General features: G+C 56.9%; 16 protein-coding genes. 5 read left to right on the top strand and 11 right to left on the bottom strand.

Going from position 1 to position 26,524, the window contains the following annotated elements:
* Positions 1–92: 92 nt before the first annotated feature.
* The 4 genes from PSH79_RS14595 to PSH79_RS14580 all read right to left on the bottom strand — a co-directional run bounded on the left by PSH79_RS14595 (position 93) and on the right by PSH79_RS14580 (position 6,926).
* The gene (locus PSH79_RS14595) at positions 93–1,013 is read right to left on the bottom strand and encodes a phospholipase (RefSeq protein ID WP_305437981.1); all 921 of its coding nucleotides are present in this window, start codon (positions 1,011–1,013) and stop codon (positions 93–95) included.
* Positions 1,014–1,131: 118 nt separating this feature from the next.
* Positions 1,132–2,433 carry a glycosyltransferase gene (locus PSH79_RS14590; RefSeq protein WP_305437979.1) on the bottom strand — a complete coding sequence of 434 codons (1,302 nt, stop codon included), beginning with the start codon at positions 2,431–2,433 and terminating at the stop codon, positions 1,132–1,134.
* Positions 2,434–2,547: 114 nt separating this feature from the next.
* Positions 2,548–6,387, bottom strand: a complete 3,840-nt coding sequence (locus PSH79_RS14585) for a hypothetical protein (RefSeq protein WP_305437978.1) — start codon at positions 6,385–6,387, stop codon at positions 2,548–2,550.
* A gap of 179 nt (positions 6,388–6,566) precedes the next feature.
* Complete coding sequence (locus tag PSH79_RS14580; RefSeq protein WP_305437977.1) at positions 6,567–6,926, bottom strand: response regulator; 360 nt, start codon at positions 6,924–6,926, stop codon at positions 6,567–6,569.
* Positions 6,927–7,191: 265 nt separating this feature from the next.
* On the opposite strand from PSH79_RS14580, the gene PSH79_RS14575 reads away from it, so the two are divergent.
* Genes PSH79_RS14575 through PSH79_RS14555 form a run of 5 tightly spaced genes read left to right on the top strand, consistent with a single transcriptional unit; the run spans position 7,192 to position 13,742 of the window.
* Positions 7,192–10,689 (top strand): response regulator, encoded by a 3,498-nt coding sequence (locus tag PSH79_RS14575; RefSeq protein WP_305437976.1) that lies wholly within the window; start codon positions 7,192–7,194, stop codon positions 10,687–10,689.
* Positions 10,689–11,522 carry a protein-glutamate O-methyltransferase CheR gene (locus tag PSH79_RS14570; protein ID WP_305437974.1) on the top strand — a complete coding sequence of 278 codons (834 nt, stop codon included), beginning with the start codon at positions 10,689–10,691 and terminating at the stop codon, positions 11,520–11,522. The genes PSH79_RS14575 and PSH79_RS14570 overlap by 1 nt, the downstream gene beginning before the upstream one ends.
* On the top strand, positions 11,519–12,112 hold the full coding sequence (locus PSH79_RS14565; RefSeq protein WP_305437972.1) for a chemotaxis protein CheB: 594 nt from the start codon (positions 11,519–11,521) through the stop codon (positions 12,110–12,112). The genes PSH79_RS14570 and PSH79_RS14565 overlap by 4 nt, the downstream gene beginning before the upstream one ends.
* Complete coding sequence (locus PSH79_RS14560) at positions 12,106–13,320, top strand: hybrid sensor histidine kinase/response regulator (RefSeq protein ID WP_305437971.1); 1,215 nt, start codon at positions 12,106–12,108, stop codon at positions 13,318–13,320. Before PSH79_RS14565 ends, PSH79_RS14560 begins: the two co-directional genes overlap by 7 nt.
* Positions 13,321–13,364: 44 nt before the next feature.
* The gene (locus PSH79_RS14555; protein WP_305437970.1) at positions 13,365–13,742 is read left to right on the top strand and encodes a response regulator; all 378 of its coding nucleotides are present in this window, start codon (positions 13,365–13,367) and stop codon (positions 13,740–13,742) included.
* Between the two features lie 101 nt (positions 13,743–13,843).
* On the opposite strand, the gene PSH79_RS14550 is transcribed toward PSH79_RS14555, so the two are convergent.
* The 7 genes from PSH79_RS14550 to PSH79_RS14520 form a co-directional block, all read right to left on the bottom strand.
* Entirely contained in the window at positions 13,844–15,514 is a 1,671-nt protein-coding gene (locus tag PSH79_RS14550) for an ATP-binding protein (protein WP_305437969.1), read from the bottom strand.
* The gene (locus PSH79_RS14545; RefSeq protein ID WP_305437967.1) at positions 15,511–17,013 is read right to left on the bottom strand and encodes an ATPase domain-containing protein; all 1,503 of its coding nucleotides are present in this window, start codon (positions 17,011–17,013) and stop codon (positions 15,511–15,513) included. The genes PSH79_RS14550 and PSH79_RS14545 overlap by 4 nt, the downstream gene beginning before the upstream one ends.
* A 131-nt stretch (positions 17,014–17,144) precedes the next feature.
* Positions 17,145–18,200, bottom strand: a complete 1,056-nt coding sequence (locus PSH79_RS14540; RefSeq protein WP_305437965.1) for a tetratricopeptide repeat protein — start codon at positions 18,198–18,200, stop codon at positions 17,145–17,147.
* A gap of 300 nt (positions 18,201–18,500) precedes the next feature.
* Entirely contained in the window at positions 18,501–19,922 is a 1,422-nt protein-coding gene (locus PSH79_RS14535; protein WP_305437964.1) for an efflux transporter outer membrane subunit, read from the bottom strand.
* Entirely contained in the window at positions 19,919–23,110 is a 3,192-nt protein-coding gene (locus PSH79_RS14530; protein ID WP_305437963.1) for an efflux RND transporter permease subunit, read from the bottom strand. The genes PSH79_RS14535 and PSH79_RS14530 overlap by 4 nt, the downstream gene beginning before the upstream one ends.
* Before the next feature lie 15 nt (positions 23,111–23,125).
* On the bottom strand, positions 23,126–24,379 hold the full coding sequence (gene mexE, locus PSH79_RS14525; protein ID WP_305437962.1) for a multidrug efflux RND transporter periplasmic adaptor subunit MexE: 1,254 nt from the start codon (positions 24,377–24,379) through the stop codon (positions 23,126–23,128).
* Between the two features lie 272 nt (positions 24,380–24,651).
* Positions 24,652–26,391: a dipeptidase gene (locus PSH79_RS14520; RefSeq protein WP_305437961.1), complete on the bottom strand. Its 1,740-nt coding sequence runs from the start codon at positions 26,389–26,391 to the stop codon at positions 24,652–24,654.
* Positions 26,392–26,524 lie beyond the last annotated feature (133 nt).

Below are 26,524 nucleotides of genomic sequence, written 5' to 3'. Positions count from 1 at the left end.
GCGCCCTGCGATCATGCCTCGTTTCTCCTGCCGTGCGCCACTTTGGCGTAGGCGGCGTCCTTAACCGGCCGGGCGTTTCGAATAATGACAAGCTATCGTAAAGGAGTGTTCACACCGTGAACTTGATTTGCTTGCACACGAGGTGCTATCAGCGATTTCTCATTGGCTTTATCAATGTTGGCCGATCGGCAATAGAACACGATGTTCGAGTCTTTAATGAAGTCGAAATTGATAATGTTGCACTTTTGCGCCCAATCCGATCTGGCAGGGGAGAACCAGTTGTCCAGATCATTGAGAATTCGCTGGGGACCAATAGTAAAAGTCGTCGCAGATAAAGACCAGAGACGCAGCCTGCTCCTGGGTTCGCTCATCACTTTTGTAATGTAGCCGTGCAGATCACTGGTGGTAACGATTTTTTCACCGATCCATTTGTGGGCGATCGGCGAGTTGAACCTGTTGTCGTTTGTGTCCCACGTCATGGACGCCGCGACCAGGACGCGTTGCAGGGAACTTGCTTGTTTCAGTTGCCCCAGCGTCAGATTTATATTGTGGGAAGGAATCATCCGTTTGCCGAGATGTTCGAGCATCAGATCCCTGAATTTGGCGAGATTGAATTCGGCGTCGCCTTTCTCCAGTTTATGAAAGTCGAGAATGATGAATTCTTCGGGGTTTTCCTCAAGAAACGTGTTGACGTCACGTACAAGATCTTCAAGGTTGCGCGAAGAAAGGTATCCGTTGTGCTGAAAGCGAAACTGATTAAAGCCTTGTGCTTTGGCATTGTAAACCAGCCGAACATCCAGAGCTCTGGCGCCAAGATGGAGTTGTGAATAGAAAGAATCATCCTGGCAAGCAGTCAGGTTTTTGCCTGGGATCAATGCGTAAGAAGCTTTCCAGTCACAGCCGGCATTATGGGTTCCAGGGATTGTCAGTTCGAACAGTGACAAGTTGTTGATTTGCGGTGTTGCCGCCATCCACCGATGAAGAGGTGGGGTTTCATAATGGGTGTTACTCATTTTGTTATCCTGCGTTAAATATTATCGAAGTTGTGCGCGCAGGATGTTTATAGTGCCTATTGGTTGTTTGGCCAATGCATGTATTAATGCAAGTCGTGTGCGAGGTGGAATTACCTGTTCATTCGGCAGGTGAATTGCGGTTTTTAGCTTCAATCCACTGCGACATGTATTGAGTACTTTTGTGAAAGTGGTGACGCAACATGCTGCCGGTAAAGTTGCTGGCTCTAAGTGTTTGTAAGTGCTGCTGGCAATAGCGCAGTTTTTCAATAAGTGCCTGACTGTGTACAGCGTATCGATAGCGCTCGCTGAGCAACGTGTTTCCTGCCTGCTGAGCCGCTTGCCAAAGTGTCTGATCCTTATACAACCCAACGGCACTGTCGGCGATATCACTTGCGGTGCGTGCGACACCGCCGGGCCAAGGGTGTTCGCCGTACATGCCTTCGGCGCCGATAGGCGTTGTGACACTTGGGGTGCCGCATAACATGGCGTCAACCAGTTTGCCCTTGATCCCTGCACCAAAACGCAACGGCGCCAGGCATACCCGAGCAGCAGACATGACCTGCAACGCATCTTCGGCCCAGTTCATGATGTGAAAGCCCTGCGCCGCATTGTGCAGAGCCGTGGCTTTGGGAGGTGTATACGCGCCGTAGATATGCAGTTGCGCATCCGGCAATTGCTGGCGAATCAACGGCCAGACCGTGGATTTCATCCAGAGCACCGCATCCCAGTTGGGCGCATGCCGGAAGTTGCCGATGCTGAGGAAATGCGCGCGCTCGGCAAATGTCTTCGGTGCGGCGATGGTGGGTTCAACCATGAGCGGGCACCAATGCAGCAGATCGCGTGGCAAGCCAAACTGGTCGACCAGCAACTCGATTTCCACTTCGGAGATCATCAGGTTCAGGTCACAACGGTAGAGTGCTGCGATTTCCCGTTTGGCCAGATCGGTATCGGCCATCAATTCAAATTCTTCGCGCAGTGCCGGGGCAAACAAATCGCGCAAGTCATCCTCGTCGCTGTCGGCCTTCAGGCGATTCTTGAGCCGCTGATGACGGGCATGTCGCAGGCTTTGCAGGTCGGACGTTTCCAATACACGCACAGCGTCGGGACAATACTTCTCGACCCGCCAGCCGAATTGCTCCTCCATCATGAACTGGTCGAACAGCACGATATCGGGTGCCAACTCACTGATGAACAGGTCGAAACTGCTGCTGTTGAGTTCAATGGCCACTTCGCGAATGCCCAGCCCGGTCAGGTCCGCCTTGTGCTCTCCGGGTCCTGCGGGGCTGCTGAAGGTAATATCCCAACCCTGCTGCAAAAAGGCTTCAAGGATCTGCATGACATGCCCGCTGGCGGCCGAAGAGCGGGGCTCGGGCCAGACATAGCCGATGACCAGGACTTTGGTAACGGGAGGCTGATTCATGAAGGGTGATCCTGTGCAGTAAAACGGGTGGCGAAAAAAGGGCGCAATTAAACCACAGTGGTGGTTGCTTGCGCCCTTCTTGTCAGCGGTGAAAACCCGAAACCTGGCTATGTTTTATAAATTGGGTTTTGCCAGATTGAGCAGGAGCGGTCCCGGGAGAAACTTGTCGGGCGTGGTGTTATTGATTGTGTTGGTGATGGTGGAAAGGTTGAATTTGAATGTAACGGGACTGGTTTGATATTGGTCGATCAATGAGACCGCCAATGAATAAGATTCGGCATTTACTAAGGCAGGGTGGTCTTGCGCGATTTTTGGCCAGCGCGCGAGTGTTGACTCAAACTCCTCGAAGTCCTTTGGAGTGGAAAAACCGTGATGGGGATTGGCCAGGTTTTTAGGGTGTGCCTTTCGAGCGTTCCTGCCAAGTTCCAATAATCCGACGGCATTATATTCGGCCGGGATAGACCCGGGTAATACTTGGCCGTAGTACAAGTCGAGTGTGCCCGGCGCTCCATGAGACATCTCATGCACGATGATATCGCCGATCCTGGCATCGTCGAAATTTGCAATCTTGTAATATTCATCCAGATTGTCTGAATACATCGACAGGAATGTTCTTGAGTTGATGTCCAGCTTTTCACCTGATTGCACGGCCGCTTGCCAGCGTTTATAGGCTTGAGGTTGTAACGCAGCGAGGGTGTCGGTACCAGGTTGCCGAAAGACCATGTTATGCAAACCTACCGAATTAAGATCCTTGCGCATGGCCCGCAAGTTTTTTGTTATGTACTCAATGGCCTCATTCGAGTCCGTGCCAAATACATGCTTGATGACGGATCTGACATCATGGTTCCCTGCATCCAGGAGTAACTGGATCGTGTTGTCGATTTTACTTCTGGCATGGGGAATGGCCTTTTCCAAATACTTACGGGTGTAACTGAACGGTTTTGCTCGCTTGAAAGGGTTTGGGAAATTGAATTTGCCGACCAGTTTCAGGTTTCTTAACTTGGGTCCCCACGGTTCGCCCAAACGGTTCAGAGCGTACCATTCATCACTGTGGCGTATGCCCCATACCTGGAAAACGTCTGCGGAGTTCTGCGCGGATAGCCGGGTGCCCAAGCGGATCGTGTCTGGATCAACGTTGTGTAGTGCGGGATAGGGCATGGTTCCCGACCATTTGCGCGCATCGTAAACAGCGCCTTCGAGTGCGGCCACCCCTTTGTTCCAGCCTTTGCGCAACAGTTTGGTTCCGCTCAAAAGCAGATCAGAAGCCCCATCCAGCGGATTAAGCACGTTACTGATCAATCCAACGCCTATCGAAGCGATCTTGCTCGCCTTCGTGGCAATACTCATGCTCTTGGCGGCCAAGGATGCGATCTGCGCGATGGCTCCCACCACTAACAGAACGGTCATTGCGGCTTCCAGGGTACACGCAGCGACTCCCTGTCTCTGTCGATCAATATCGTCTGAATTGAGATCTTCGATACAGGATTTGAAGGGCACGACAATGTTGAGAAACGTATCCAGATCTTTCTCGCGTTTTGCACGCAATGCTTCGAGTCTGGTCTGCCCCCAACATTCCCTGACCAACTCCTCGTAAGTCGCGAGAGGTCTGTGCTTGAGTACGAAATTCACCAGGCGGTCGAACTCTGCCGAGTAGAAGCTCTGGTATTGACCGTTGATTGGCGACAGCGATGGAAAGGCTGGCAACTCGCCGACTTTATCAAGCACACCCGAACTGACGATCACTGGGGAGGGGGTTACACCATGGGTATAACACTCGATATCTAACGGCAGTTGTAGCACTTTAGCCGGCGCGGAGTAGCCCGACGTCTCGGTGCGAACGCTGGTGTTCAAAAGCTTTTCCCTTTCGATAAGCTTCGCCAGTTCAGTGTTCTCCCGACAGATTCCGTGCAGAGTCAATAATTCGTAACAGGTCATCCGGCCTTCGAGTTCACAGCAAATCACGACGGCGTAGCGACCCTTTGCGTCATCTATTTCTTTATGACTTTCCGTCGGTTTGCGCCCAGTCACTTTCAGGATGACGTCAAGGGTCGTCGCAATGATGTTCTCGGAAATGGGGGTTATCGTTTGAAGCCTTGCCACCGAGGGCCTGACGGTGAACAGCGTTACCTTGCCTTTCAGCAAACGAATCCGGTCAGGCAACGGCATTGAAATTAAGGCGTGCTTCACATGCGTGTTCATCGCTTGCGTATGCGTTACGTAGGCCTGATTGAACTGACGGTAGAACACGGCGTCCGGAGGCACCAGATTACGCAGCATGTCTGGAAAGGTTTTATAGATACTTTCCCCTGTCTTCAGATCCCAATCGCCGGTCGCCAGGTCGTTGGACATATGCAGTTCAACAGGTGACAGTCGAAGCGAATTAAAACCATCTTCCAGCGGTAGATTACGCGTTTGTTGAAGAACGTTGCTTTCAAGAAAGGTGCAGCCCTTGGCGACGTGTTTGAGGATATCCAGTGCGATGCCTTTGCGCGTTGGCAGAGGACGCGCCAGTGTTTCGGCGTTATCGGCAAGCGTCCTCGCATATCGGGCGTAGGCGTTCGAGGCTACCTTCAGCGAGTCCATAACGGACTTCTCGACGTCATCAAGCTTCACGATTTTGTTGAGCAGCGCCCAGTCGATCAATGGGTCCACGGCAGCCAGCGCGCCCAGTGTCTCTTGTGATTCGGAAACCGGCTCAAGTGTCGAAAGTCGTTGCAGTTGCGTGTAAGTCATTGCGCGAGTCGATCCCGGCGCAATCATTTCCTGCGCCGCCACGACACGGCAGAATTCGACGCATGGCGGTGTCCCCACTAACAGGGTGGCAGGCAGGTTTTTGACCAGAAACTCAGGCGCGGCTTCTGCCAGCAGTAAATGCGCGGCCAATGCAACATTTTTCTCGGTAACCCGGTGGTACTTGATCAAGTGCGCTTCAAAGTCGGTTTGAATGTCGGCGAAGGATTTTTCCAGGTGCTCGACAGCATACAAGTTGAAACCTGCAACATGATTTCGCGGCACTTCTTCGCCGACTTCAGGATGAAGATTGAGCAGCAAGGAAGTTGCGATCAACAGTTTTCGCGACGTTGCCGATTGCGGTTGGTTTTCTTGGGCGCCGTACCAGCCAAGTTCTCGCACGTAAGCGCTCGCCCAGTGAGCCGCGATGGGGCTGGAAACAAGTTTCTCAATAGCGTGCTCAGCCTCTGAACGCGTGAAGGGCGCAGTTCGCCCGCCAAAAATGCTGTCTGACAAATGCTCCAGTAACGACTGATCCTTTATTTCACTGACAATGAGTTTGCGGAACTCATTGCGTTCAGTTACAGACAGTGTGGCCGAGCGGGCTTCTGCGGCGTTGATCATTTCCCAATAGTTGCCCAACTCCGGAGCGGCAAGAGGTTTGGCTTCCATGAAGTTCACCAACCGCAGAGCTTCGCCAGCACTGTGAGGAATTTTGTAACGATGGAAGGCCAGCCATTGCACTAACTCGACCTCGTCGGCCAAGGAAATGACCCCGCCGCTCAACGGTGCCATTTCAACCAGTAGTTGCAGGTCGTCGCTGAGCTCCGTTGCTCGTTTCAAGACATTTGCAAAGCCGAGCGTCTTGCCGGAGTACTTTGCGTTTATCTCCCCCTCAGCCGTGACTTCAAAGAGTGAATACTCTGGGATGTGCAAGGTAGCCAACAGTTTTCTGAAGGGCGCGATTTCGGACATTTGTTGTAGCAGTTGTTTGCCGGGTTGCTGGGCATCTTCGAGTGTCGATCCCGATTCCAGAGAAATCGTTGCGCCAATCAGCGTAATTTTTTGCGAGGGATTAAGATGCGCGGCGCGCTGTTTGAGCTTATAGATGACCTCATCTCGTTCACTGATGTCACGTGTAACGTGCTTACGCTGAGAGTCAGAGTAAGCAACCGGGCGGGATAAATAACGTTGGTCCAGAGAGTTGGCGTATATAACGGGCATGTAAAATCCATTTAGTTCGGGTTTGTGATTTGGTTGATCCTCTTTTGTTGTCCTGCGTTTATCAAATAATGTTATGTGAGTTTATTTTGCTGTTGCGCGGAAGTCGGTCGTTTTGTTCCGGGGAAGACAGGCGTGGGAACCCCTTCAATGTTATTTAAAGGGGAGTATTACTTGATGCTTTATTGAAGGATTTTTTTTACTTTGTCCCGCAACTGATCAATGGAAAAGGGTTTGCCAATAACGTGCATATCGGCAGGCACGTCGATACTTTCGGCGTAGCCGCTGGCAAACAGAATCGGCAGGGAGGGGCGCAGCAAACGCGCTTCCTTGGCCAATTCCCGGCCATCCATACCCGGCAAGCCGACGTCGGTCATCATCAGATCAATGTGCTTGTCAGATTGCTTGAGAACCTCCAGCGCCTGCTCGCTGCCATCCGCCTCCAGCACCTTGAACTCCAGCTCCTCCAGAACATCGACGATCAGCATGCGCACGATGGCATCGTCTTCTACTACAAGGATGATGGACGCTGGGGTGGACATAATAGAGGCTCTCAAAGATAGAAAATCAGAGGTATCGGCCGGTCGAATCTGCCGGGCTCATGCATGAGTAAATGGCGCATGGCCATAAGTTCCGCGATGGATACAAAAAAGAATTGGCGCAATCGGGGCGGCAAGGATAACTGTTGGCTAAGGCCAAGATGCAGGCAAATGTAGGAAATTGCTGCCTAAACCGTGAGAAACATGGATCCATGCCACCGTTTTGGGGCAAACTCTCGGGTTTTCAACAGTTCGACAAGGCTGCCCAATGTCCTCTCCGTCTTCGGTTGATGAGCAACGGTTTCGCAAACTCCTGAGTCGCAACATCAGCCTGCCGCTGGGCGTTGGCGTGCTGAGTGCTGTGTTCTTCGTGTCGCTGATCACGTATCTGCTGTCGGTCATCCAGTGGGTTGAGCACACCGACCGGGTGATCAATAACGCCAACGAAGCGGTGAAACTCACCGTGGATCTGGAAACCGGCATGCGCGGGTTTCTGCTCAGCGGCGATGAACACTTCCTCGATCCGTATGAAACCGCCAAGCCACGGATCGCCGTTGCGCTCAACACCTTGCTCGAACTGACGGCTGACAATCCGGTTCAGATCGATCGTTTGCGTCGTCTCCAGGCGTTGCAGATCGAGTGGGCGACCTATGCGCAATCGATGATCGATTTGCAGCGCAGCAGCGGTGACTACCGAGGCGCGGTCAAGGCCGGGCGTGGCAAACGCCTGACCGACGAGATCCGCAAGCAGTTTGAAGACGTGATCGACATGGAGCAGCAACTGCGCACCACGCGTAACGAAGAAGTGCGCCGCACCACGATCTGGAGCATTACCCTATATCTGTTGTTCGTGGCCGGCATCAGCGGTCTGCTGGCCTATATCGGCCGTCGTGATCTGGTCAATCTGTCCGAAAGCTACGGCGCCACATTGGCGGCGCAGCAGGCCAGCGCCGAGCGTCTGGAACAACAAGCGTGGCTGCGCAACGGGCAGACCGAGTTGGCCGAGCAGGTGCTGGGGCAACTGACACTCAATCTGCTGGGCCGCAACATTCTGCAATTTTGCGCGCAGTACCTGGGCACTGCCGTGGCGGCACTGTATGTGCGCGAAGAACACGGCGGCCTCAAGCGAGTGGCGACTTATGGCTTCTCCCGTGAGCAGGAGGAGCAGGATCAGTCGATCTACAGCGGCGAAGGCATCGTCGGCCAGGTCGCGCAACAGGCCCGGCTGATTCGTCTCGATTCGGTACCTTCGGATTACTTCAAAGTCAGCTCCGGTCTGGGCCAAGGCCTGCCGCACAGCGTGCTGGTAGTGCCGACCAGTGATGACGAACGGGTCAACGGCGTGATCGAGCTGGGTTTCCTGCGCCCGCTCAACGACCGCGATATCGAACTGCTGGAATTGATAGCCGGCAACATAGGCACCTCGATCGAGGCCGCTCGCTATCGTCAGCGCTTGCAGGAAGTGCTGGCCGAAACCCAGCAACTCAACGAAGAGTTGCAGGTCCAGCAGGAAGAGCTGAAGACCGCCAACGAAGAGTTGGAAGAGCAGTCGCGGATCCTCAAGGAATCCCAGGCGCATCTGGAAACCCAGCAGGTTGAGCTGGAGCAGACCAACGAGCAACTGGCCGAACAGGCGCAGACCCTGGCCGAGCAACGCGACGCCATGGACCTGAAAAACACCGAACTGAATCAGGCGCAAGTGCAACTTGAAGAGCGCGCCGAAGAACTGCAGCGTTCGAGCAAGTACAAGTCCGAATTCCTCGCCAACATGTCCCACGAGCTGCGCACGCCGCTGAACAGTTCTTTGATCCTCGCCAAGTTGCTCGCGGAGAACCCGCAAGACAATCTCAGCGCCGAACAGGTCAAGTTTGCCGAGTCGATTTACTCCGCCGGCAATGATCTGCTCAACCTGATCAACGACATCCTCGATATCTCCAAGGTCGAGGCCGGCAAACTTGAAGTGATTCCGGAAAACACCAGCGTCGCGCGCCTGGCCGATGGCTTGCGCAGCGTGTTCGAACCGCTGGCGGCCGACAAGCGACTGACCTTCAGCGTCGATCTGCTGCCGGATGCGCCGGTGACTCTGTTTACCGATCGTCAGCGTCTGGAACAGGTGATCAAGAACCTGCTGTCCAACGCCGTGAAGTTCACCGAGCAAGGCGCGGTCAGCCTGACCATCAGCGGTCAGCCGAACGATCGTATAGCCTTCATCGTGCGTGATTCGGGCATCGGCATTGCGGCTAATCAGCAGGAAAGCATCTTCGAGGCGTTCCGGCAGGCCGATGGCACCACCAACCGCAAATACGGCGGCACCGGCTTGGGCCTGTCGATCTCGCGGGATCTGGCAACGTTGCTGGGTGGTTCGATCAGCGTCAGCAGCGCGCCAGGGCAGGGCAGTGTGTTCACGCTGGTATTGCCTCAGCAGTACAGCGAGACGTCTGAAATTTCAACGGCTCCGCTGACTTTCACCCCGCCGGCGCAGACGGTGGCTGCACCGGTAGTCCCTACGGTTGTAGTGTCGCCACTGGCGCCGGTGCATATCCCGCGCTTTGCCGACGACCGTGATAAGGCGCCGTTCGCTACCCGCTGCATTCTGGTGGTGGAAGACGAGCCCAACTTTGCGCACATCCTCTACGATCTGGCGCATGAACTCGGTTATCAATGCCTTGTGGCCCACGGCGCGGACGAAGGTTATGACCTGGCCCGCGAGTTCGTACCGGATGCGATTCTGCTCGACATGCGTCTGCCGGACCATTCCGGTCTGACCGTGCTGCAACGCCTGAAAGAACACGCCGAGACCCGCCACATTCCCGTTCATGTGATCTCGGTCGAGGACCGCGTCGAAGCGGCCATGCACATGGGCGCGATTGGTTACGCGGTCAAACCGACCACTCGCGAAGAACTCAAGGACGTGTTTGCCCGCCTGGAAGCCAAACTGACCCAGAAGGTCAAGCGCGTGCTGTTAGTGGAAGACGATGATCTGCAGCGCGAAAGCATCGCCCGGCTGATCGGCGACGAAGACATCGAGATCACCGCCGTTGGCCTTGCACAGGACGCACTGAACCTGCTGCGCACGACAATTTTCGATTGCATGGTCATCGACCTGAAGCTACCGGACATGCTTGGCAATGAACTGCTCAAGCGCATGTCCACCGAAGACATCTGCTCGTTCCCGCCGGTCATCGTCTATACCGGTCGCAACCTGACCCGTGACGAAGAGGCCGATCTGCGCAAGTACTCGCGCTCGATCATCATCAAGGGCGCACGCTCGCCGGAGCGCCTGCTCGATGAGGTCACACTCTTTCTGCACAAAGTCGAATCGCAGTTGTCCCATGAACGGCAGAAGATGCTGAAGACCGCGCGCAGCCGCGACAAGGTTTTCGAGGGTCGCAAAGTGCTGCTGGTGGACGACGATGTGCGCAACATCTTCGCCCTGACCAGCGCCCTGGAACACAAAGGCGCAGTCGTGGTGATCGGCCGTAATGGCCGTGAGGCGATTGAGAAATTGAATGAAGTCGAGGACATCGACCTGGTGCTGATGGACGTGATGATGCCGGAGATGGATGGTTTCGAAGCCACCATCGAAATCCGCAAGGACCCGCGCTGGCGCAAACTGCCCATTATTGCGGTGACGGCCAAGGCCATGAAGGACGATCAGGAGCGCTGCCTGCAGGCGGGCGCCAATGATTACCTGGCCAAGCCCATCGACCTGGATCGCCTGTTCTCGCTGATTCGCGTGTGGTTACCGAAGATGGAACGCATTTAGTGGAACGCAGTCATCCAGCGGAACGAAACAGTGAAATCGAATTGCGGCTGTTGATTGAGGCGATCTACCTCAAGTACAGCTACGATTTTCGCGATTACTCCGGCGCTTCGATCAAGCGCCGAGTCCAACACGCGTTGGGGCAATTCGAGTGCGCGACGATTTCGGCGTTGCAGGAAAAAGTCCTGCACGACCCGACGGCGTTTATGCAGTTGTTGCAGTTGTTGACGATTCCGGTCAGCGAGATGTTTCGCGATCCGTCGCACTTCCTGGCGATTCGCAAGGAAGTGGTGCCGCTGCTCAGAACCTATCCTTCGATCAAGATCTGGATCGCCGGGTGCAGCACGGGTGAGGAGGTCTATTCGATGGCGATTCTGCTGCGCGAAGAGGGCCTGCTGGATCGCACCATCATTTACGCCACTGACATTAATCCGCGCTCGCTGGACAAGGCCAAGCAGGGGATATTTTCGATGGAAAACGTCCGTGCCTACACCGCCAACTATCAACAGGCCGGTGGGCAGCGATCATTTGCCGACTATTACACCGCGGCCTATGGCTATGCGATTTTCGATAAGAGCCTGTGCGAGAACGTGACGTTTGCCGACCACAGTCTGGCCACCGACAGCGTGTTCTCCGAAACCCAATTGATTTCCTGCCGTAACGTGTTGATCTATTTCAACAAGAAGCTGCAGGATCGAGCGTTCGGGCTGTTCCATGAATCCCTGTGTCATCGCGGTTTTCTGGTGCTCGGCAGCAAAGAGACGCTGGATTTTTCCAGCTATGCAAACCAGTTCGAACCGCTGGTGAAACAAGAACGGATCTACCGCAAATCATGAACGACATTGCGGATCTGCCTCGAATCGAGGCTATTGTGGTCGGAGCTTCCGCCGGTGGCGTTGAAGCCTTGTTAACCCTGCTCGGGCCGCTGCGCAAAGGTTTTGCACTGCCGATCATCATCGTGTTGCACCTGCCGGAAGAGCGCCGCAGTCAGTTGGCCGAGGTGTTCGCCCGGCGTCTGGCGTTGCCAGTGGAGGAGGCCACGGACAAGCAGGACATCGAGGCGGGCACGGTGTATTTCGCCACGCCCGGTTATCACCTGTCGGTGGAACTGGATCGCAGCCTGTCCTTGAGTCTTGAGGATCGCATCCATCATTCCCGGCCATCTATTGACTACCTCTTCGAATCTGCCGCCGACGTTTATGGCCCGAAGCTGGCCGCTGTGCTGCTGACTGGCGCCAATCACGATGGCGCGCGCGGACTGGCGCAGGTCAAGCGCCACGGTGGTCTGACCATCGTGCAGGATCCTGACGACGCCCAGGTCGCCACCATGCCTCTGGCTGCGCTGAAAACCCAGCAGCCGGATCATGTCTTACCCATTCACGGCATCGGCCGTCTGCTAGTCGAGCTGGAACGAATCGCATGCTGAGTAATATCCAGGCAAAACTGCTGATCGTCGACGATCTGCCCGAGAACCTGCTGGCGCTCGAAGCGCTGATCAAACGCGAAGACCGCACCGTCTACAAGGCGCTGTCGGCGGACGAAGCTCTGTCGCTGCTGCTGCAACACGAGTTCGCCATGGCCATTCTCGACGTGCAGATGCCGGGCATGAACGGCTTCGAACTGGCCGAGTTGATGCGCGGCACCGAGAAGACCAAGAACATCCCGATCATTTTTGTCAGCGCTGCCGGTCGCGAACTGAACTATGCGTTCAAGGGTTATGAGAGCGGGGCGGTGGACTTTCTGCACAAGCCGCTGGATATCCACGCGGTCAAGAGCAAGGTCAACGTTTTCGTCGATCTGTACCGACAGAGCAAGGCCATGAAGCAGCAGGTCGAAGCGCTGGAGCAGGCCCGGCGCGAGCAGGAAGCGCTGCTGCAACAACTGCAGAGCACTCAGCTGGAACTTGAGCAAGCGGTGCGGATGCGCGATGACTTCATGTCAATCGTCGCCCACGAGGTGCGCACCCCCCTCAATGGCCTGATACTCGAAACCCAATTGCGCAAGATGCACCTGGCGCGGGATAACGCAGCGGCGTTCACCCTCGACAAGATGCACGCGATGGTTGATCGCGACGAGCGCCAGATCAAAAGCCTCATCCGGCTGATCGAAGACATGCTCGACGTCTCGCGGATTCGTACTGGCAAGTTGTCGATCCGGCCAAACCGTTTCGATCTGGTGCAATTGGTGGGCAATCTGCTGCAAAACTTCGGGCAGCAGATCGAAGCTGCGGAAACGTCGGTCAGTTTCGAAGCGGATATGCCGTTGGAAGGTTGCTGGGATGAGTTCCGCATTGAGCAGGTCATTTCCAATCTTCTGACCAATGCGCTGCGTTATGGCGGCAGAAGCCCGATTCAGGTGCGCGTCTACCGCCAAGGCAACGAAGCTCGGGTCGAGGTTCAGGATCACGGGATCGGCATCAGCGAAGAGAACCAAAAGCGTATTTTCCAACAATTCGAACGGGTTTCCGCCAAGACGGTAGTCGCCGGGCTCGGGTTGGGTCTGTTCATTTCCGAGCAGATCGTCGCCGCCCATGGCGGTTCAATCGTCGTCGAGAGTGAAATCAACGAGGGCGCCCTGTTTCGCGTTTGTCTGCCGATAGAGGAAAACGGCAAATCCGACGCAACCTCTGAGTGACCGCACGGTCGTATCAGCAGCTATTGACCGAACAAAGGCTTCCCATGAGCGTAGATGCACAAGATGTAGTACTTATCGTCGAAGACGAACCGAATATCTTGATGATTCTGTCGATTTATCTGAAGGATCAAGGGTATCGCGTGCTCGAGGCCGAAAACGGCGAGCAGGCGTTCGAAATCCTCGCGAGCAAGCCACATTTGGATCTGTTGATCTCCGACTTCCGCTTGCCTGGCGGCATCTCCGGCGTACAGATCGCCGAGCCCGCCGTGAAGCTGCGACCTGACTTGAAGGTGATTTTCATCAGCGGTTACCCGCAGGAAATCCGCGAGACCGGCAGCCCGATCACGCTCAAGGCGCCGATTCTGGAAAAGCCGTTCGATCTGGACGTGCTGCAGGAAAAGATTCAGGAACTGTTGGCCTGACCGTGAAATGCAGGAGCTGCCGAAGGCTGCGCTCTTTTGATTTTGATCTGAAAACAAAATCAAAAGATCGCAGCCTTCGGCAGCTCCAGTGGTGTGTTCTGTCAGTTTTTGATCATCTCGCGCACTTTGGCCGTCAGCAGATCAAAAGTGAATGGCTTGGTGATCATCTGCATGCCCGAGTCGAGGAAGCCGCCACGCACCGCCGCATGCTCGGCGTATCCGGTGATGAACAGCACTTTCAACCCTGGCCGGTATTGCCGGCCGATCTCCGCCAGTTGCCGACCGTTCATCCCCGGCAAACCGACGTCACTGATGAGCAAGTCGATGCGTTGCGTCGAGTTGAGAATAGGCACGGCACCGTCGGCATCCCCAGCCTCCACAAACGCATAACCCAACTCACTGAGCACTGCACTGACCAGCACGCGCACGGCTGGGTCGTCTTCGACGATCAGCACGGTTTCTCCATCGATGGCGTGGGGAGTCTGCTCGGTATCGCAAGCGGGAAGTACGAGTTCTTCGCCGCGGAAACGCGGCAGGTAAAGGTTGACCGTGGTGCCCTGATCGATTTCGCTGTCGATTGAGACATGACCGCGCGATTGCTTACTGAAACCGTAGATCATCGACAGGCCTAGCCCGGTACCCTGGCCGATAGGTTTGGTGGTGAAAAAAGGATCGAATGCACGGCTGATCACGCTCTGGGGCATGCCGCTGCCGTTGTCGGTGACACTCAACATGACGTAGTCACCGGGTTCGAGATTGCTGTAAGCCTCGGTGAATTCACTGTGCAACACCTGGTTGCTGGTCTCGACCACCAGTTTGCCGCCCTCGGGCATGGCGTCGCGGGCATTGATGACCAGGTTGAGCAGGGCGCTTTCCAGTTGATTGGGGTCCGCCTCGGCCACCCACAGTTTTTCGTTCAGGCGCATGTCCAACTGAATGCTTTCGTTGAGGCTGCGCTGCAACAGCTCGCCCATGGACAGGACGAGGGTGTTCATCTGCACCGCCTTGGAATCGAGCGACTGGCGACGGGAAAACGCCAACAGACGATGGGTCAGGCCGGCCGCGCGATTGGCGGACGTCACACCCAGATCAATGAGACTGTCGAGGTCTTCGGTGCGCCCACGGGCCAAGCGTCGGCGCAGCAACTCGAGACTGCCGATAATCCCGGTCAGCATGTTGTTGAAGTCGTGGGCAATACCGCCAGTGAGCTGGCCGACCGCTTCCATTTTCTGTGACTGACGCAACGCTTCTTCGTTGTGGCGCAGTTGCGCGGTGCGTTCCTCGACCTGTTGCTCAAGGGTTTCCAGTGTCGATTGCAGACGTCGTTCGCTTTCACTCAGATCGATCAGGCGGTCGCGGGCTTCGTACTGTCGTCGTCGGCCGCGCAGGGCAGCAGACACCAGGCTGATCAGAGTCGCGGGATGAAACGGGCGCTCGAGGAACGTGACGTTGCCTAACAGGCTGCTCAGGTGCGAGGAGGGGCCTTGCTCTTGTCCGCCGTGATGGGTGAGCAGAACAATGGGGAGATCCGACCATGCCGGTTGCTGTTCCAGGTACAGGAACAAGGCTTCCATTTCCGGGCCGCGCAACGCTTCTGCCGCGATGAGCAGAAGGCCGGCGCCGAGCTGCAGCTCAGTACACAGCGCGCCGAGATTCGGCGTCACCAGCCCTTCGTAATCGGCCTCGTTGAGGATCATCAGCGCAATTTGGCTGTCGCGGCCCACGGGCGTCAGAATCAGCGCGCGTTCGGCCAGTGTTGCTGACGCCGTCACGAGCCCTCTTCCCGAAGCAGTGGTTTGCTCGCGCCGAGGTAGGTCGGTACGCCTCGCAGCACACCCTGGAACGCTTCCAGCGGCTCACCGATGGTCATGCCCTGCGTGGAGATACGGTATTCGCGAATCGTCGATTCGTGGCTGCCCGTGCGTTTCTTGATGATGGAAATCGCTCGGCGGACTTTGCCGAGGGCTTCGAAGTATCGCAACAGAATCACCGTGTCGGCCAGATAAGTGATGTCGACTGGTGCCTGCATGTCGCCGACCAGACCATGCTGGGCAACGGTCATAAAGGTCGCGGCGCCTTTGCGATTGAGGTACAGCAGCAGTTCGTGCATATGCAACACGAGGGCGTTCTCTTCAGGCATTGCCGCCTGGTAGCCGTTGATACTGTCGATGACCACCGTCTTGATTTGGCCTTCATCGACGCATCGGCGCACCCGGTGAGAGAACTCGCCCGGTGACAGCTCAGCGGCATCCACCTGCTCGATCAGCAGATTGCCGGTGGCTTGCAGGGCTTTGAGATCAATGCCGATGTTGTTCATGCGCTCGAACAGCAGGCCGAGTTCTTCATCGAAGATGAACAGTGCCGCTTTTTCACCGCGAGCGACCGCTGCCGCCGCAAAGATCATCGTGATCAGCGACTTGCCGGTACCTGCCGGCCCAAGAATCAATGTGCTGGAACCCGTTTCTACGCCGCCGCCAAGCAAGGAGTCCATTTCTGGAATGCCACTGGTCAACTGCAAACGCGGGTAATCACCGCGGTGTTCGGCCGCCACCAGGCGCGGGAACACATGCACGCCATCCCCCATGATGGTGAAGTCGTGAAAACCGCCGCGGTACTTTTGCCCGCGATACTTGATCACGCGGATCCGCCGCCGCTCGGCGCCGTAATTGGGCGTCAGCTCCTCAAGGCGGATCACGCCGTGGGCCACACTGTGTACGGTTTTATCGAGGGACTCGGTGGTCAGGTCATCCAGCAGTAGAACCGTGGCGTCGTAACGCACGAAGTAGTGCTTGATCGCCAGAATCTGCCGGCGATATCGCAAAGAGCTTTGCGCCAGCAAACGAATCTCCGACAGACTGTCGAGCACTACGCGGGTCGGCTTGAAGCGCTCGACCACTTCGAAAATCTGTTTCGTCGCCTCACCCAATTCCAGATCGGAGGAGTACAGCAGGCTCTGCTGGTGTTCGGCATTGAGCAGGCTTTCCGGCGGCGTCAGCTCGAAGATTTCGATGTTTTCATTCAGCTCCCAGCCGTGGGACAGCGCCCCTTGACGCAATTCACGCTCGGTTTCCGAGAGCGTGATGTATAACGAGCGTTCGCCGGCTTTTGCGCCGGCCATAAGAAAATGCAAGGCGACTGTGGTTTTGCCGGTACCGGGCTCGCCCTCCAGCAAAAACACATGACCGCGAGACAAACCACCGGCGAGGATGTCATCCAGGCCCACAATGCCGGTGGCGGCTTTCGCACTGATCAACTCGTTAGATGTAGACAAAAAATGCCCTCTCATGACTACGGGGGTTGAGGCCGCCAACTGAGTTCAGCGACCTGAATTACTTGACCCCACGCGTTGATGGCGGTTCCGCTTTTTCTTTCACGATGTGTCGACAAGGCTGCCGACAGCGCTTAAAGCCCCTGCTGCAAAGCAGGGTCATCGGGATTGAGCTGCTCGAGCTGGGCCAACAGGATCTGCACGTTTTGCAACTGGCCACTTTCTTTCCAGTAGTTGATCAGCAGAACCCGCGCCTTGCGGTCGGCCGGGTGGCGCTGGACGATTTCCTGTAGTTGTTTCTGTGCCGCTTCCAGTTCCTCGGCACTGTGCAGAGTGGTCGCGAGGTCGTAGCGGTAATCCTTGTTGTCAGGTTCCAGCTCGACCGCCTTGGACAAGCCGAGCAGGGCGTACTCACGTTGACCGTGGTGCAGCAGCCACAGGCCGAGGGCATGTTGCAGATAAGCGGAGTCAGGTTGGGCTTTAAGCTGTTGGGCGAGCAATTGCCGGGCGGCGTCGCTCTGGCCCTGGCGGTCGAGCACATCGATCTGCATCACCAAGGCTGCCAGGTTGCCGGGCTCCAGACGTAGCGTATTGTCGAGTGCAAGCTGCGCCTGTTTCAGTTCGGAGTTATGGATATAAAGTCGCGCCAGTTGCGCGTAAGCCGCGGCGCTTTCCGGTTCTCTCTTGAGCGCTTCTTCCCAGCCGTCGATGGCCTGCTGCAACGGGGCGAAATACAGGCCCAACTCATCCGGGGTAAGGCCGAGCAAAGCGTTGATCGCGGCAAAGCGAACCGTCTGATCTTCATCATCGAGCATCGGCCCCAGCAACAGGCTGCGTTGCCCGCCCGGCACCAGTCCAACCACACTTTTGATCGCCGCTAGCCGCACCTGCGGGGCTTCGTTCTGCAAGTCTGCGTCGGCGAGTTTCAGCGCCTGTGGACTGGGGTAGTTGGCAAGTTCGCCATGCAGCCAGACGCGCCGCTTGATCGACAAATCCGGACGCCCCAATTGCTGATACAACTGGCGCGCCGCGCCGGGCTCACCGGTGCGGGCGGCACCAAGCGCTTCGCTGTAGCCGTGCTTGATAGCGTCCGGAATCACCGCAGAGGTACTGTGCAGGGACAGCCATGCGACGACGACAACAAGCACAAGGCCAAGGCTGATAAGCAGGTAGCGGCGGGACTGAGGCATGCAGGTTTCCGAAAACAGGCGTACTTGAGCAGAGCGTCAAGCTTCGGTCAGCTCGGGCCGTGAGTCAAACCCCGCGCGAGCGAATCGGCCTACAAGTTCTGTCGACTTCGTTGGCCGTCAAATTTTCGATGCGGTGTCTACGCTTGCAGGTGTCGCTTGCGGGCGGGCACAACATCCATTGTCAATGTTCTTGAAAGCAGAAGGATCAGGCACAAAAAAAAGCCCCGCGACCGAATGATACGCGGGGCAAAAGAATTGGTTGGTTGCGGCCAACCAAAGGAGCTCTTTAACAACTAAACGTTACTTGCTCGCGACCGTCTCTGGCTGCCAGCCGCCGCCAAGGGCTTTGTAGATCGCGACAATGCCGCGATACAGGTCCACTTCGGCCTGGGCCTGGCTGTCTTCGGCATTCAGACGTTCACGCTGCGCATCGAGCAGCACAAGGAAGTCAGTGGTGCCTTCGCGGTAGCGGATCTCCGCGAGATCGGCAGCCTTGCGGCTCGATTCACTCTGGCGGATCAACGAGATCAGGCGCTGCTGACGTTTGCCGTAGTCGCTGAAGGCGTTTTCCGATTCTTCCAGTGCCAACAGCACTTGTTGCTCGTAGGTCGCCAGCGCGCCTTCGGCATCTGCATCGGCACCGCGCAGACGGGCCCGCACACTGCCAAGATCGAACGCCGCCCAGGTGATGCTCGGGCCGAGTGCCCAGGCGTTGGCTGCCGAGGAACCGATCTGCGAACCGCGCCCGGCCGTCCAGCCCAGGAAACCACTGAGGCTGACCCGTGGGAACAGGTCAGCTTTTGCCACGCCAATGCGCGCCGTGGCCGAGGCCAGTTGGCGTTCAGCGCTGAGGATGTCCGGGCGACGTTGCAGCAGCTCGCCCGGATTGCCAATGGGCAATGCCTTGGCAATCGCCGGCAAGTCTTTTGGGCTCAAGTCCACTGTCAGCTTGTCCGGGCGTTCACCCAGCAGGGTGGCGATACGGTTTTTCTGGCGAACCTGTTCCGCCTGGAGCTGCGGCACACTGGCTTCGACCGATGCCAGGCGCGCATCGGCACGTTCCACGTCGAGCTGATCGCCAACACCGGCGTCACGCAGGCTGATGGTGATCTTGCGCGACTCCTGCTGGTTGCTCAGGTTGGCCACGGCGATCTTTTCCCGCAGTTGCGCGCCACGCAGTTGACCGTAAGCGTCCACCAGTTCGGCAATCATGGTGACTTGCAGTTGATACAAGTCGGCTTCGGCGGCCTGCTGGTCGGCATCGCTGGCTTCCAGGTTGCGCTGGATACGACCGAACAAGTCCAGCTCCCAGGCCATGTCCAGACCCAGGTCATAGCGTTCGCTGTTGACCCGATTGGTGGTCTGGCCGGGGATTTGTCCCTTGGCCAGATCGCTGGAGGCGCGGCTGGTGATGGTCGGCATGGCGTCGTTGCTGGCGTCGTCGCGGATCGCCCGGGCAGCTTTCCAGCGAGCGAACGCCACACGCAGTTCGCGGTTGCCTTGCAGCGATTGCGTCACCAACTGGTTGAGGGTCGGATCGTCGAACTGCTGCCACCAGATGCCTTCGAACTTCGAACGGTCAAAGTTCTTCTGACCGTTGGCGCCGTCGGTGGCGGCCGTGATGTTGGCCGCCTCCGTCGCTGGGGTCTTGTAGTCGGGGCCGACGGCGCAGGCGCTGAGGGCCAGCACCAGCAGACTCGGCAGGAAGACTTTCAGACTCATTGTTGCGCCTCCAGTGGCTTTTGAAGATTGCGCGCCTTGGCCGCTTTGCGCTGCTCGCTGCGTTCGACAAAGTTACGGATCAATACGTAGAACACGGGTGTCAGCAACAGACCGAAGAAGGTCACCCCGAGCATCCCGGAGAACACCGCCACACCCATGGCGTGACGCATCTCGGCACCGGCACCGCTGGAGAGTACGAGTGGCACAACACCCATGATGAATGCGAAGGAAGTCATCAGGATCGGCCGCAGACGCAGACGGCAGGCTTCCAGTACCGCCGCGAGCGGGTCGAGACCTTCTTCCTGTTTATCCTTGGCGAACTCGACGATCAGAATCGCGTTCTTGCAGGCAAGCCCCACCAGTACGATCAAGCCGATCTGAGTGAAGATGTTGTTGTCACCGCCAGAGATGATCACACCAGTGATGGCCGACAGCAGGGTCATCGGTACGATCAGGATCACCGCCAGTGGCAGGCTCCAGCTTTCGTATTGAGCAGCAAGTACCAGGAACGCCAGCAGTACGCAGAGCGGGAACACGAACAGCGCAGTGTTGCCGGAAAGAATCTGCTGGTAGGTCAGGTCGGTCCACTCGTAGGTCATGCCGTTCGGAAGTTCATCCTTGAGCAGTTTCTCGATGGCTTTTTCCGCTTGGCCGGAGCTGTAGCCTGGGGCGGCCGCGCCGTTGATTTCTGCGGTAATGAAGCCGTTGTAGTGCATCACGCGATCCGGCCCCGAGGTGTCGCTGACCTTGATGAAGGTCGCCAGCGGGATCATTTCGCCTTTGTTGTTACGCACTTTCAACTGACCGATCTGATCGGATTCGAGGCGGAACTGTTGTTCGGCCTGGACGTTGACCTGATAAGTGCGGCCGAAACGGTTGAAGTCGTTGGCATACAGCGAACCCAGATAGATCTGCAGGGTGTCGAAGATGTCGCTGACCGCAACGCCATGGGTCTTGGCTTTTTCACGATCGATGGCTGCATCGACCTGCGGCACGTTCACGGTGTAACTGGTGAACAGGCCCGCCAGTTCCGGCACGCTGTGGCTCTTGTTGATGATGTTCATGGTTTCTTTGTACAGCTCGTCGTAGCCCAGGTTGCCCCGGTCTTCGATTTGCAGGCGGAAACCACCAATGGTGCCCAGACCTTGTACCGGCGGTGGCGGGAAGATCGCCATGTACGCCTCTTGAATGTTCGCGTACTGGCCGTTCAAGGCACCTGCAATCGCGCCGGCGGACATGCTCGGGTCTTTACGCTCGTCGAACGGTTTCAGGGTGACGAACACGATGCCGGCGTTCGGGCTGTTGGTGAAGCCGTTGATCGACAGGCCCGGGAACGCTACGGCGCTTTCCACGCCTGGCTGTTTCAGGGCCAGATCGGACATGCGCTTGATCACGTCTTCGGTGCGATCCAGGCTCGAGGCATCCGGCAACTGTGCGAAGGCCACCAGGTATTGTTTGTCTTGGCCAGGTACGAATCCGGTCGGGGTGCTGGAGAAACCGAAGAAGGTCAGCACCATCAGGCCTGCATACAGCAACAGGGCGATGCCGCTGCCGCGGATAACCCGGCGCACGGTGCCGACGTAGCCATGGCTGGCACGGTCGAAGAAACGGTTGAACGGACGGAACAACCAGCCACCGAAGATCTTGTCGAGAACCTTGGAGAAGCGGTCTTTCGGCGCGTCGTGACTTTTCAGCAACACAGCGGCCAGCGCTGGCGACAGGGTCAGCGAGTTGAATGCCGAGATCACTGTCGAAATGGCAATGGTCAAAGCGAACTGCTTATAGAACTGACCCGTGAGGCCGGAGATGAAAGCCGCCGGAACAAACACCGCACATAGCACCAGTGCCGTCGCAATGATCGGGCCGGTCACCTCACGCATGGCGCGTTTTGTGGCTTCTACCGGGTTCAAGCCAAGTTCGATGTTCCGTTCGACGTTCTCTACCACCACGATGGCATCGTCCACCACGATACCGATGGCCAGTACCAGGCCGAACAGTGACAGCGCGTTGAGCGAGAAACCAAACAGGTGCATCACCGCAAACGTACCGATCAACGATACCGGCACCGCCACCAACGGAATGATCGAGGCGCGCCATGTTTGCAGGAACAGAATCACCACCAGCACCACGAGGATCAGCGCTTCGAAGAGGGTATGAACTACCGCTTCGATCGAGCCGCGCACGAAGATCGTCGGGTCATAAACGATGCTGTAATCCATGCCCTGCGGGAAGCCTTTCTTCAACTCGTCCATCTTCGCCCGAACGTCGTTCGAGATATCGATGGCGTTGGAGCCTGGACGCTGGAAGATCGGGATGGCCACGGCAGGTTGGTTGTTCAGCAACGAACGCAGGGCGTATTGGCTGGAGCCCAGTTCGACGCGAGCAATGTCTTTGAGCCGAGTGATTTCACCGTTGTCGCCTGCGCGAATGATGATGTTCTCGAACTCTTCTTCAGTTACCAGACGGCCCTGAGTGTTGACCGACAGCTGGAAGCTTTGTGCAGTCGGGGCAGGGGGCGCACCCAGTTGGCCGGCAGCCACCTGACGGTTCTGTTCGCGAATTGCGGTGACTACATCGGTCGCAGTCAGGTTACGCGAAGCGGTCTTGTTCGGATCGAGCCACACACGTAGCGAGTAATCGCCCATGCCGAACAACTGCACATCACCGACACCACCCAGACGCGCGAGCTCATCCTTGATGTTCAGGATTGCGTAGTTGGACAGATAGAGCATGTCGTAGCGCTTGTCCGGCGAGGTCAAGTGCACAACCATGGTCAGGTCGGGTGATGCCTTGTCGACGGTGATACCGATGCGCGTCACTTCCTCGGGAAGCTTCGGTTCGGTACGGGTCACGCGGTTTTGCACCTGCACCTGCGCATTATCCAGGTCAGTGCCCAGGGCGAAGGTGATCGTCAGCGTGATCTTGCCGTCAGCAGTGGACTGCGAGGACATGTACAGCATGTTTTCGACACCGGTAATGGCTTGCTCCAGCGGAGCGGCCACGGTCTCACCGATAACTTTAGGGTTGGCGCCCGGGAAGTTGGCACGTACCACCACGGTTGGTGGCACGACTTCCGGGTATTCGCTGATCGGCAACTGGAACAGCGAGATCGCGCCGGCGATCAGGATCAACAGCGACAACACCGCTGCGAAGATCGGCCGTGAAATGAAGAATTGGGAAAAATTCATCGGAGTTATCGTCCCTTAACCGCGTGGGTTCGTAGCAGCCAGCTTCACAACCGAACCGGACGCGCCTTTGGCTGGGGCGACTTTTGGCAGGTTGCTGGCTTCCAGCGCTTGACGTTGTTGAGCGAGTGCCGCGAGGGTTTGCTCGCTGGCCATCGGCACCACTTCAGGGGTGACCGGTGAGCCAGGACGAACCCGTTGCAGACCCTTGACGATGATCGTGTCGTCCTTGTTCAGGCCGGTACGGACGATGCGCAGGCCCTCGATCTTCGGACCGAGTTCAACTGGGCGGTAGGCGGTTTTGTTGTCCGCATCCATTACCAGCACGAACTTCTTGCCCAGATCGGTACCGACGGCCTCGTCGTTGATCAGCATGGCGTTGTAAGTGCCGCTGCCGACCAGTTTCAGCCTTGCATACAGGCCTGGGGTGTAGTTGCCGTCGCTGTTGTCGAACACCGCGCGACCACGGATGGTGCCGGTTTTCGGATTGACCTGGTTGTCGACGAAGTTCATCTGGCCCAGGTGCGGGTTGCCATCTTCATTCGACAGGCCCATGTACACCGGTGTAGTGGCACCGCGCTGACCCTGACGGGCGAGTTGGGTGTATTTGAGGAACACACGCTCGTCGGCGTCGAAGTAGGCGTAGACCTTGTCGGTGGACACCACGCTGGTGAGCGCTGTGGTGTCGGCGGTCACCAGGTTGCCGGCGGTGATTTCGGCACGGCTGACGCGGCCGCTGATCGGCGAAGTGACGCGGGTAAAGCTCAGGTTCAGTTTGGCCAGATCCAGTTGCGCTTGCAGTGCACCGACGGCGGCGCGGGCTTCTTGTGCAGCGCTGGTGCGCGAGTCGGCCAACTCGGCGGAGATGGCGTTGCTGGCGCGCAGACGTTCACCGCGTCCGGCTTCGTTTTCACTGCGGGTGGCGTTGGCACGGGATTGGGCAACCAGGGCTTCGAGGCGGCGAACTTCAGCCTGGAACGGACGGGGGTCGATCTGGAACAGCAGGTCGCCTTTCTTGACCAGTGCGCCCTCAGTGAAAGCGACATCGTCGATCTGGCCGGAGACCCGTGGACGGATTTCAACGGTTTCCGGCGCTTCAAGGCGCCCGGTGAATTCGTCCCACTCGTTGACCGGTTGTTCCAGCACTTTGGCCACGCTGACTTTGGCAGCGGGCAGGGTGGCGGCAGTCTCCGGAGTCTTGCCGCAGGCGCTCATCACCAGTACGGCCAACATGGCCAACGGGAAGCGCAAATGTTTGAGTGACTGTTCCATGGATGCATCCGCCAATGTATTGAAGATGGGCGGATGATGATCGGCGGGGTGGTATGGCACGAATCGAATGAAGCAAAGGTAACTATCATTCGGAATGATATAAGAGTCGAGCCAGCCCTCTAGCATGCACCTTTCGTTAGGTGGCTATCAATCTCGTCGATGGTAATGCTGTGTTGTCTGCTTTGCAACGATCAGGGCTGAGGTTGAGAGAAGAGGATTATGGGGCGATTAAAAAGAAGAACCCGCCGGTGCGGCGGGTTCGAATTTCATGATCAGAGTTTCGGCAACTGACCGATCCGCGCAATCATTTCCGTCACGATCTGCAGATCGAGCTGGAACTGATCCACGGTCTTGAATTCACCATCAGTGTGGCCGGTGTACTTGACCTCTGGCCTGGCCAGCCCGAATTGCACACCGTTGGGCAATTCATGCACCGAGGTAGCACCGGCGGAAGTGCCGAACTCATGTTTCATGCCCAGGTTTTCCGTGGCAACCGCCAGCAGCGTCTTGACCCACTCACCCTCAGGATTGCGGTACATCGGCTCGGCAATCGAATAGTCGAAAGCTACGGCGACATGGCTCTTCTTGCTCCAGACCGCCAGCTTTTCGGCGATTTCTGCTTTGAGCTTCTCAGGCGATTTGCCCTTCGGAACGCGCAGGTTGACTGCAAGTTTGAAGATCTTTTCATCCATCCCGACGTAGGTCAGCGACGTAGTCAGCGGCCCCATGAAGGCATCGGAAAAACCGACCCCCAGTTTGTTGCCAAGGTAATCCAGGCCCCAATTGTCCGCGGCGTAGCGTGCAGCATCGGTAATGTGGTTGTGCTTGAGCGCGACTCGGCCATCAAGGCTATTGATGAAGTCGAGCATTCGCGCCACCGGATTGACCCCGGACTCGGGTTCGGAGGAGTGTGCGGATACGCCCGTTACCGTCAGCTTGACATCTTTGCCGTCGACCTTCGCCGCCACCTCAAAGTTGCCCCCATTGCGTTTGGCGTATTCGGCACCGGCCTTTTGCAGGCTGGCAGCCAGTTCGGCAGGCTTGTCGGAGAGCAGTGTGGCGACCGATACGGAAGGAATCTGGTTGGTCGCCAGGCCACCGGTCATCGAAATGATTTCCGCACCTTTGCCTTCGCCCTTGCGTTTGGCGAAGTTGGCCATGACCGTGCCGTAACCTTTCTCGGCAATCACCACTGGGTAACCACCGTCCAGCGCCAGGTTGTAGTTTGGCGTCGGATTGCGCTCGAAGTAGTAGGGGATCGCGTCGCCGGTGGTTTCTTCAGTGGTGTCCACCAATAGCTTGAAATTGCGCGCCAGTGGCAGTTTTTCGTCCTTGATGACCTTCATGGCATACATCGTCACCACGATGCCGTTTTTGTCATCTTCGGTGCCGCGGCCATACATGCGATCACCTATCAGGGTGATCTTGAACGGGTCGAGGCGGGTGCCGTCCTTCAATACCCAATTCTCCGGCGTTACCGGAACTACGTCGGCGTGTGCATGAATGCCAACCACTTCATCGCCCGTGCCTTCGAGAGAGATCTCATAGACGCGGTTGTCGATGTTGCGGAAATTCAGATTGAAAGACTTAGCCAGGCTTTTGATCTTCTCGCCGATCTTGATGAACTCCGGGTTTTCGTGCTGAGCAATGCCGTCCTTGCGATAGGTCGGGATCTCGACCAGTTCGCGCAGCGTCTCGGTGGCCGCCGCGCTGTATTTCACGCGTGTATAGAGGCCGAGCAGGCGATAGATCTCGTTCTGCTGTTCAGCCGTCAGCGTTTTGTTGTTGAGAAAAGCGCCAATGGCCGGACCGATATCAGCAGTCTTGGCCAGATCGCTTTTGGCCAGGCTGCCGAGGAACTGGCGGAAATCGGTGGTCGATTCGGCCTTGAAGGTTTTGAGGATTTCAGCGCTTTGCTGTGGAGTGATATTGGCCTGAGCCGGTGCGGTGAAAGCTGACAGCCCCGCCAGCATCAAGGTCGCTGCGGCGAGTTTTTTGAAAGGGAAATTCATTACGAAGGGCATTCCTTTGCAGGGCAGTGAGTTGGGAGTGTCTCAACGATGAGACACATACACTTACAAACTAACACTGCTGTAGAGCATCGCGGGAGCCCTGAAACGGGATTTGTCGCACAGAAATGCAAAA

Origin of the sequence: Pseudomonas sp. FP2196, from assembly GCF_030687715.1 — a bacterium.
GTDB lineage: Bacteria > Pseudomonadota > Gammaproteobacteria > Pseudomonadales > Pseudomonadaceae > Aquipseudomonas.
The sequence above is the reverse complement of the archived record's forward strand: the minus strand, read 5'-3'. Positions and strand labels throughout refer to the sequence as shown.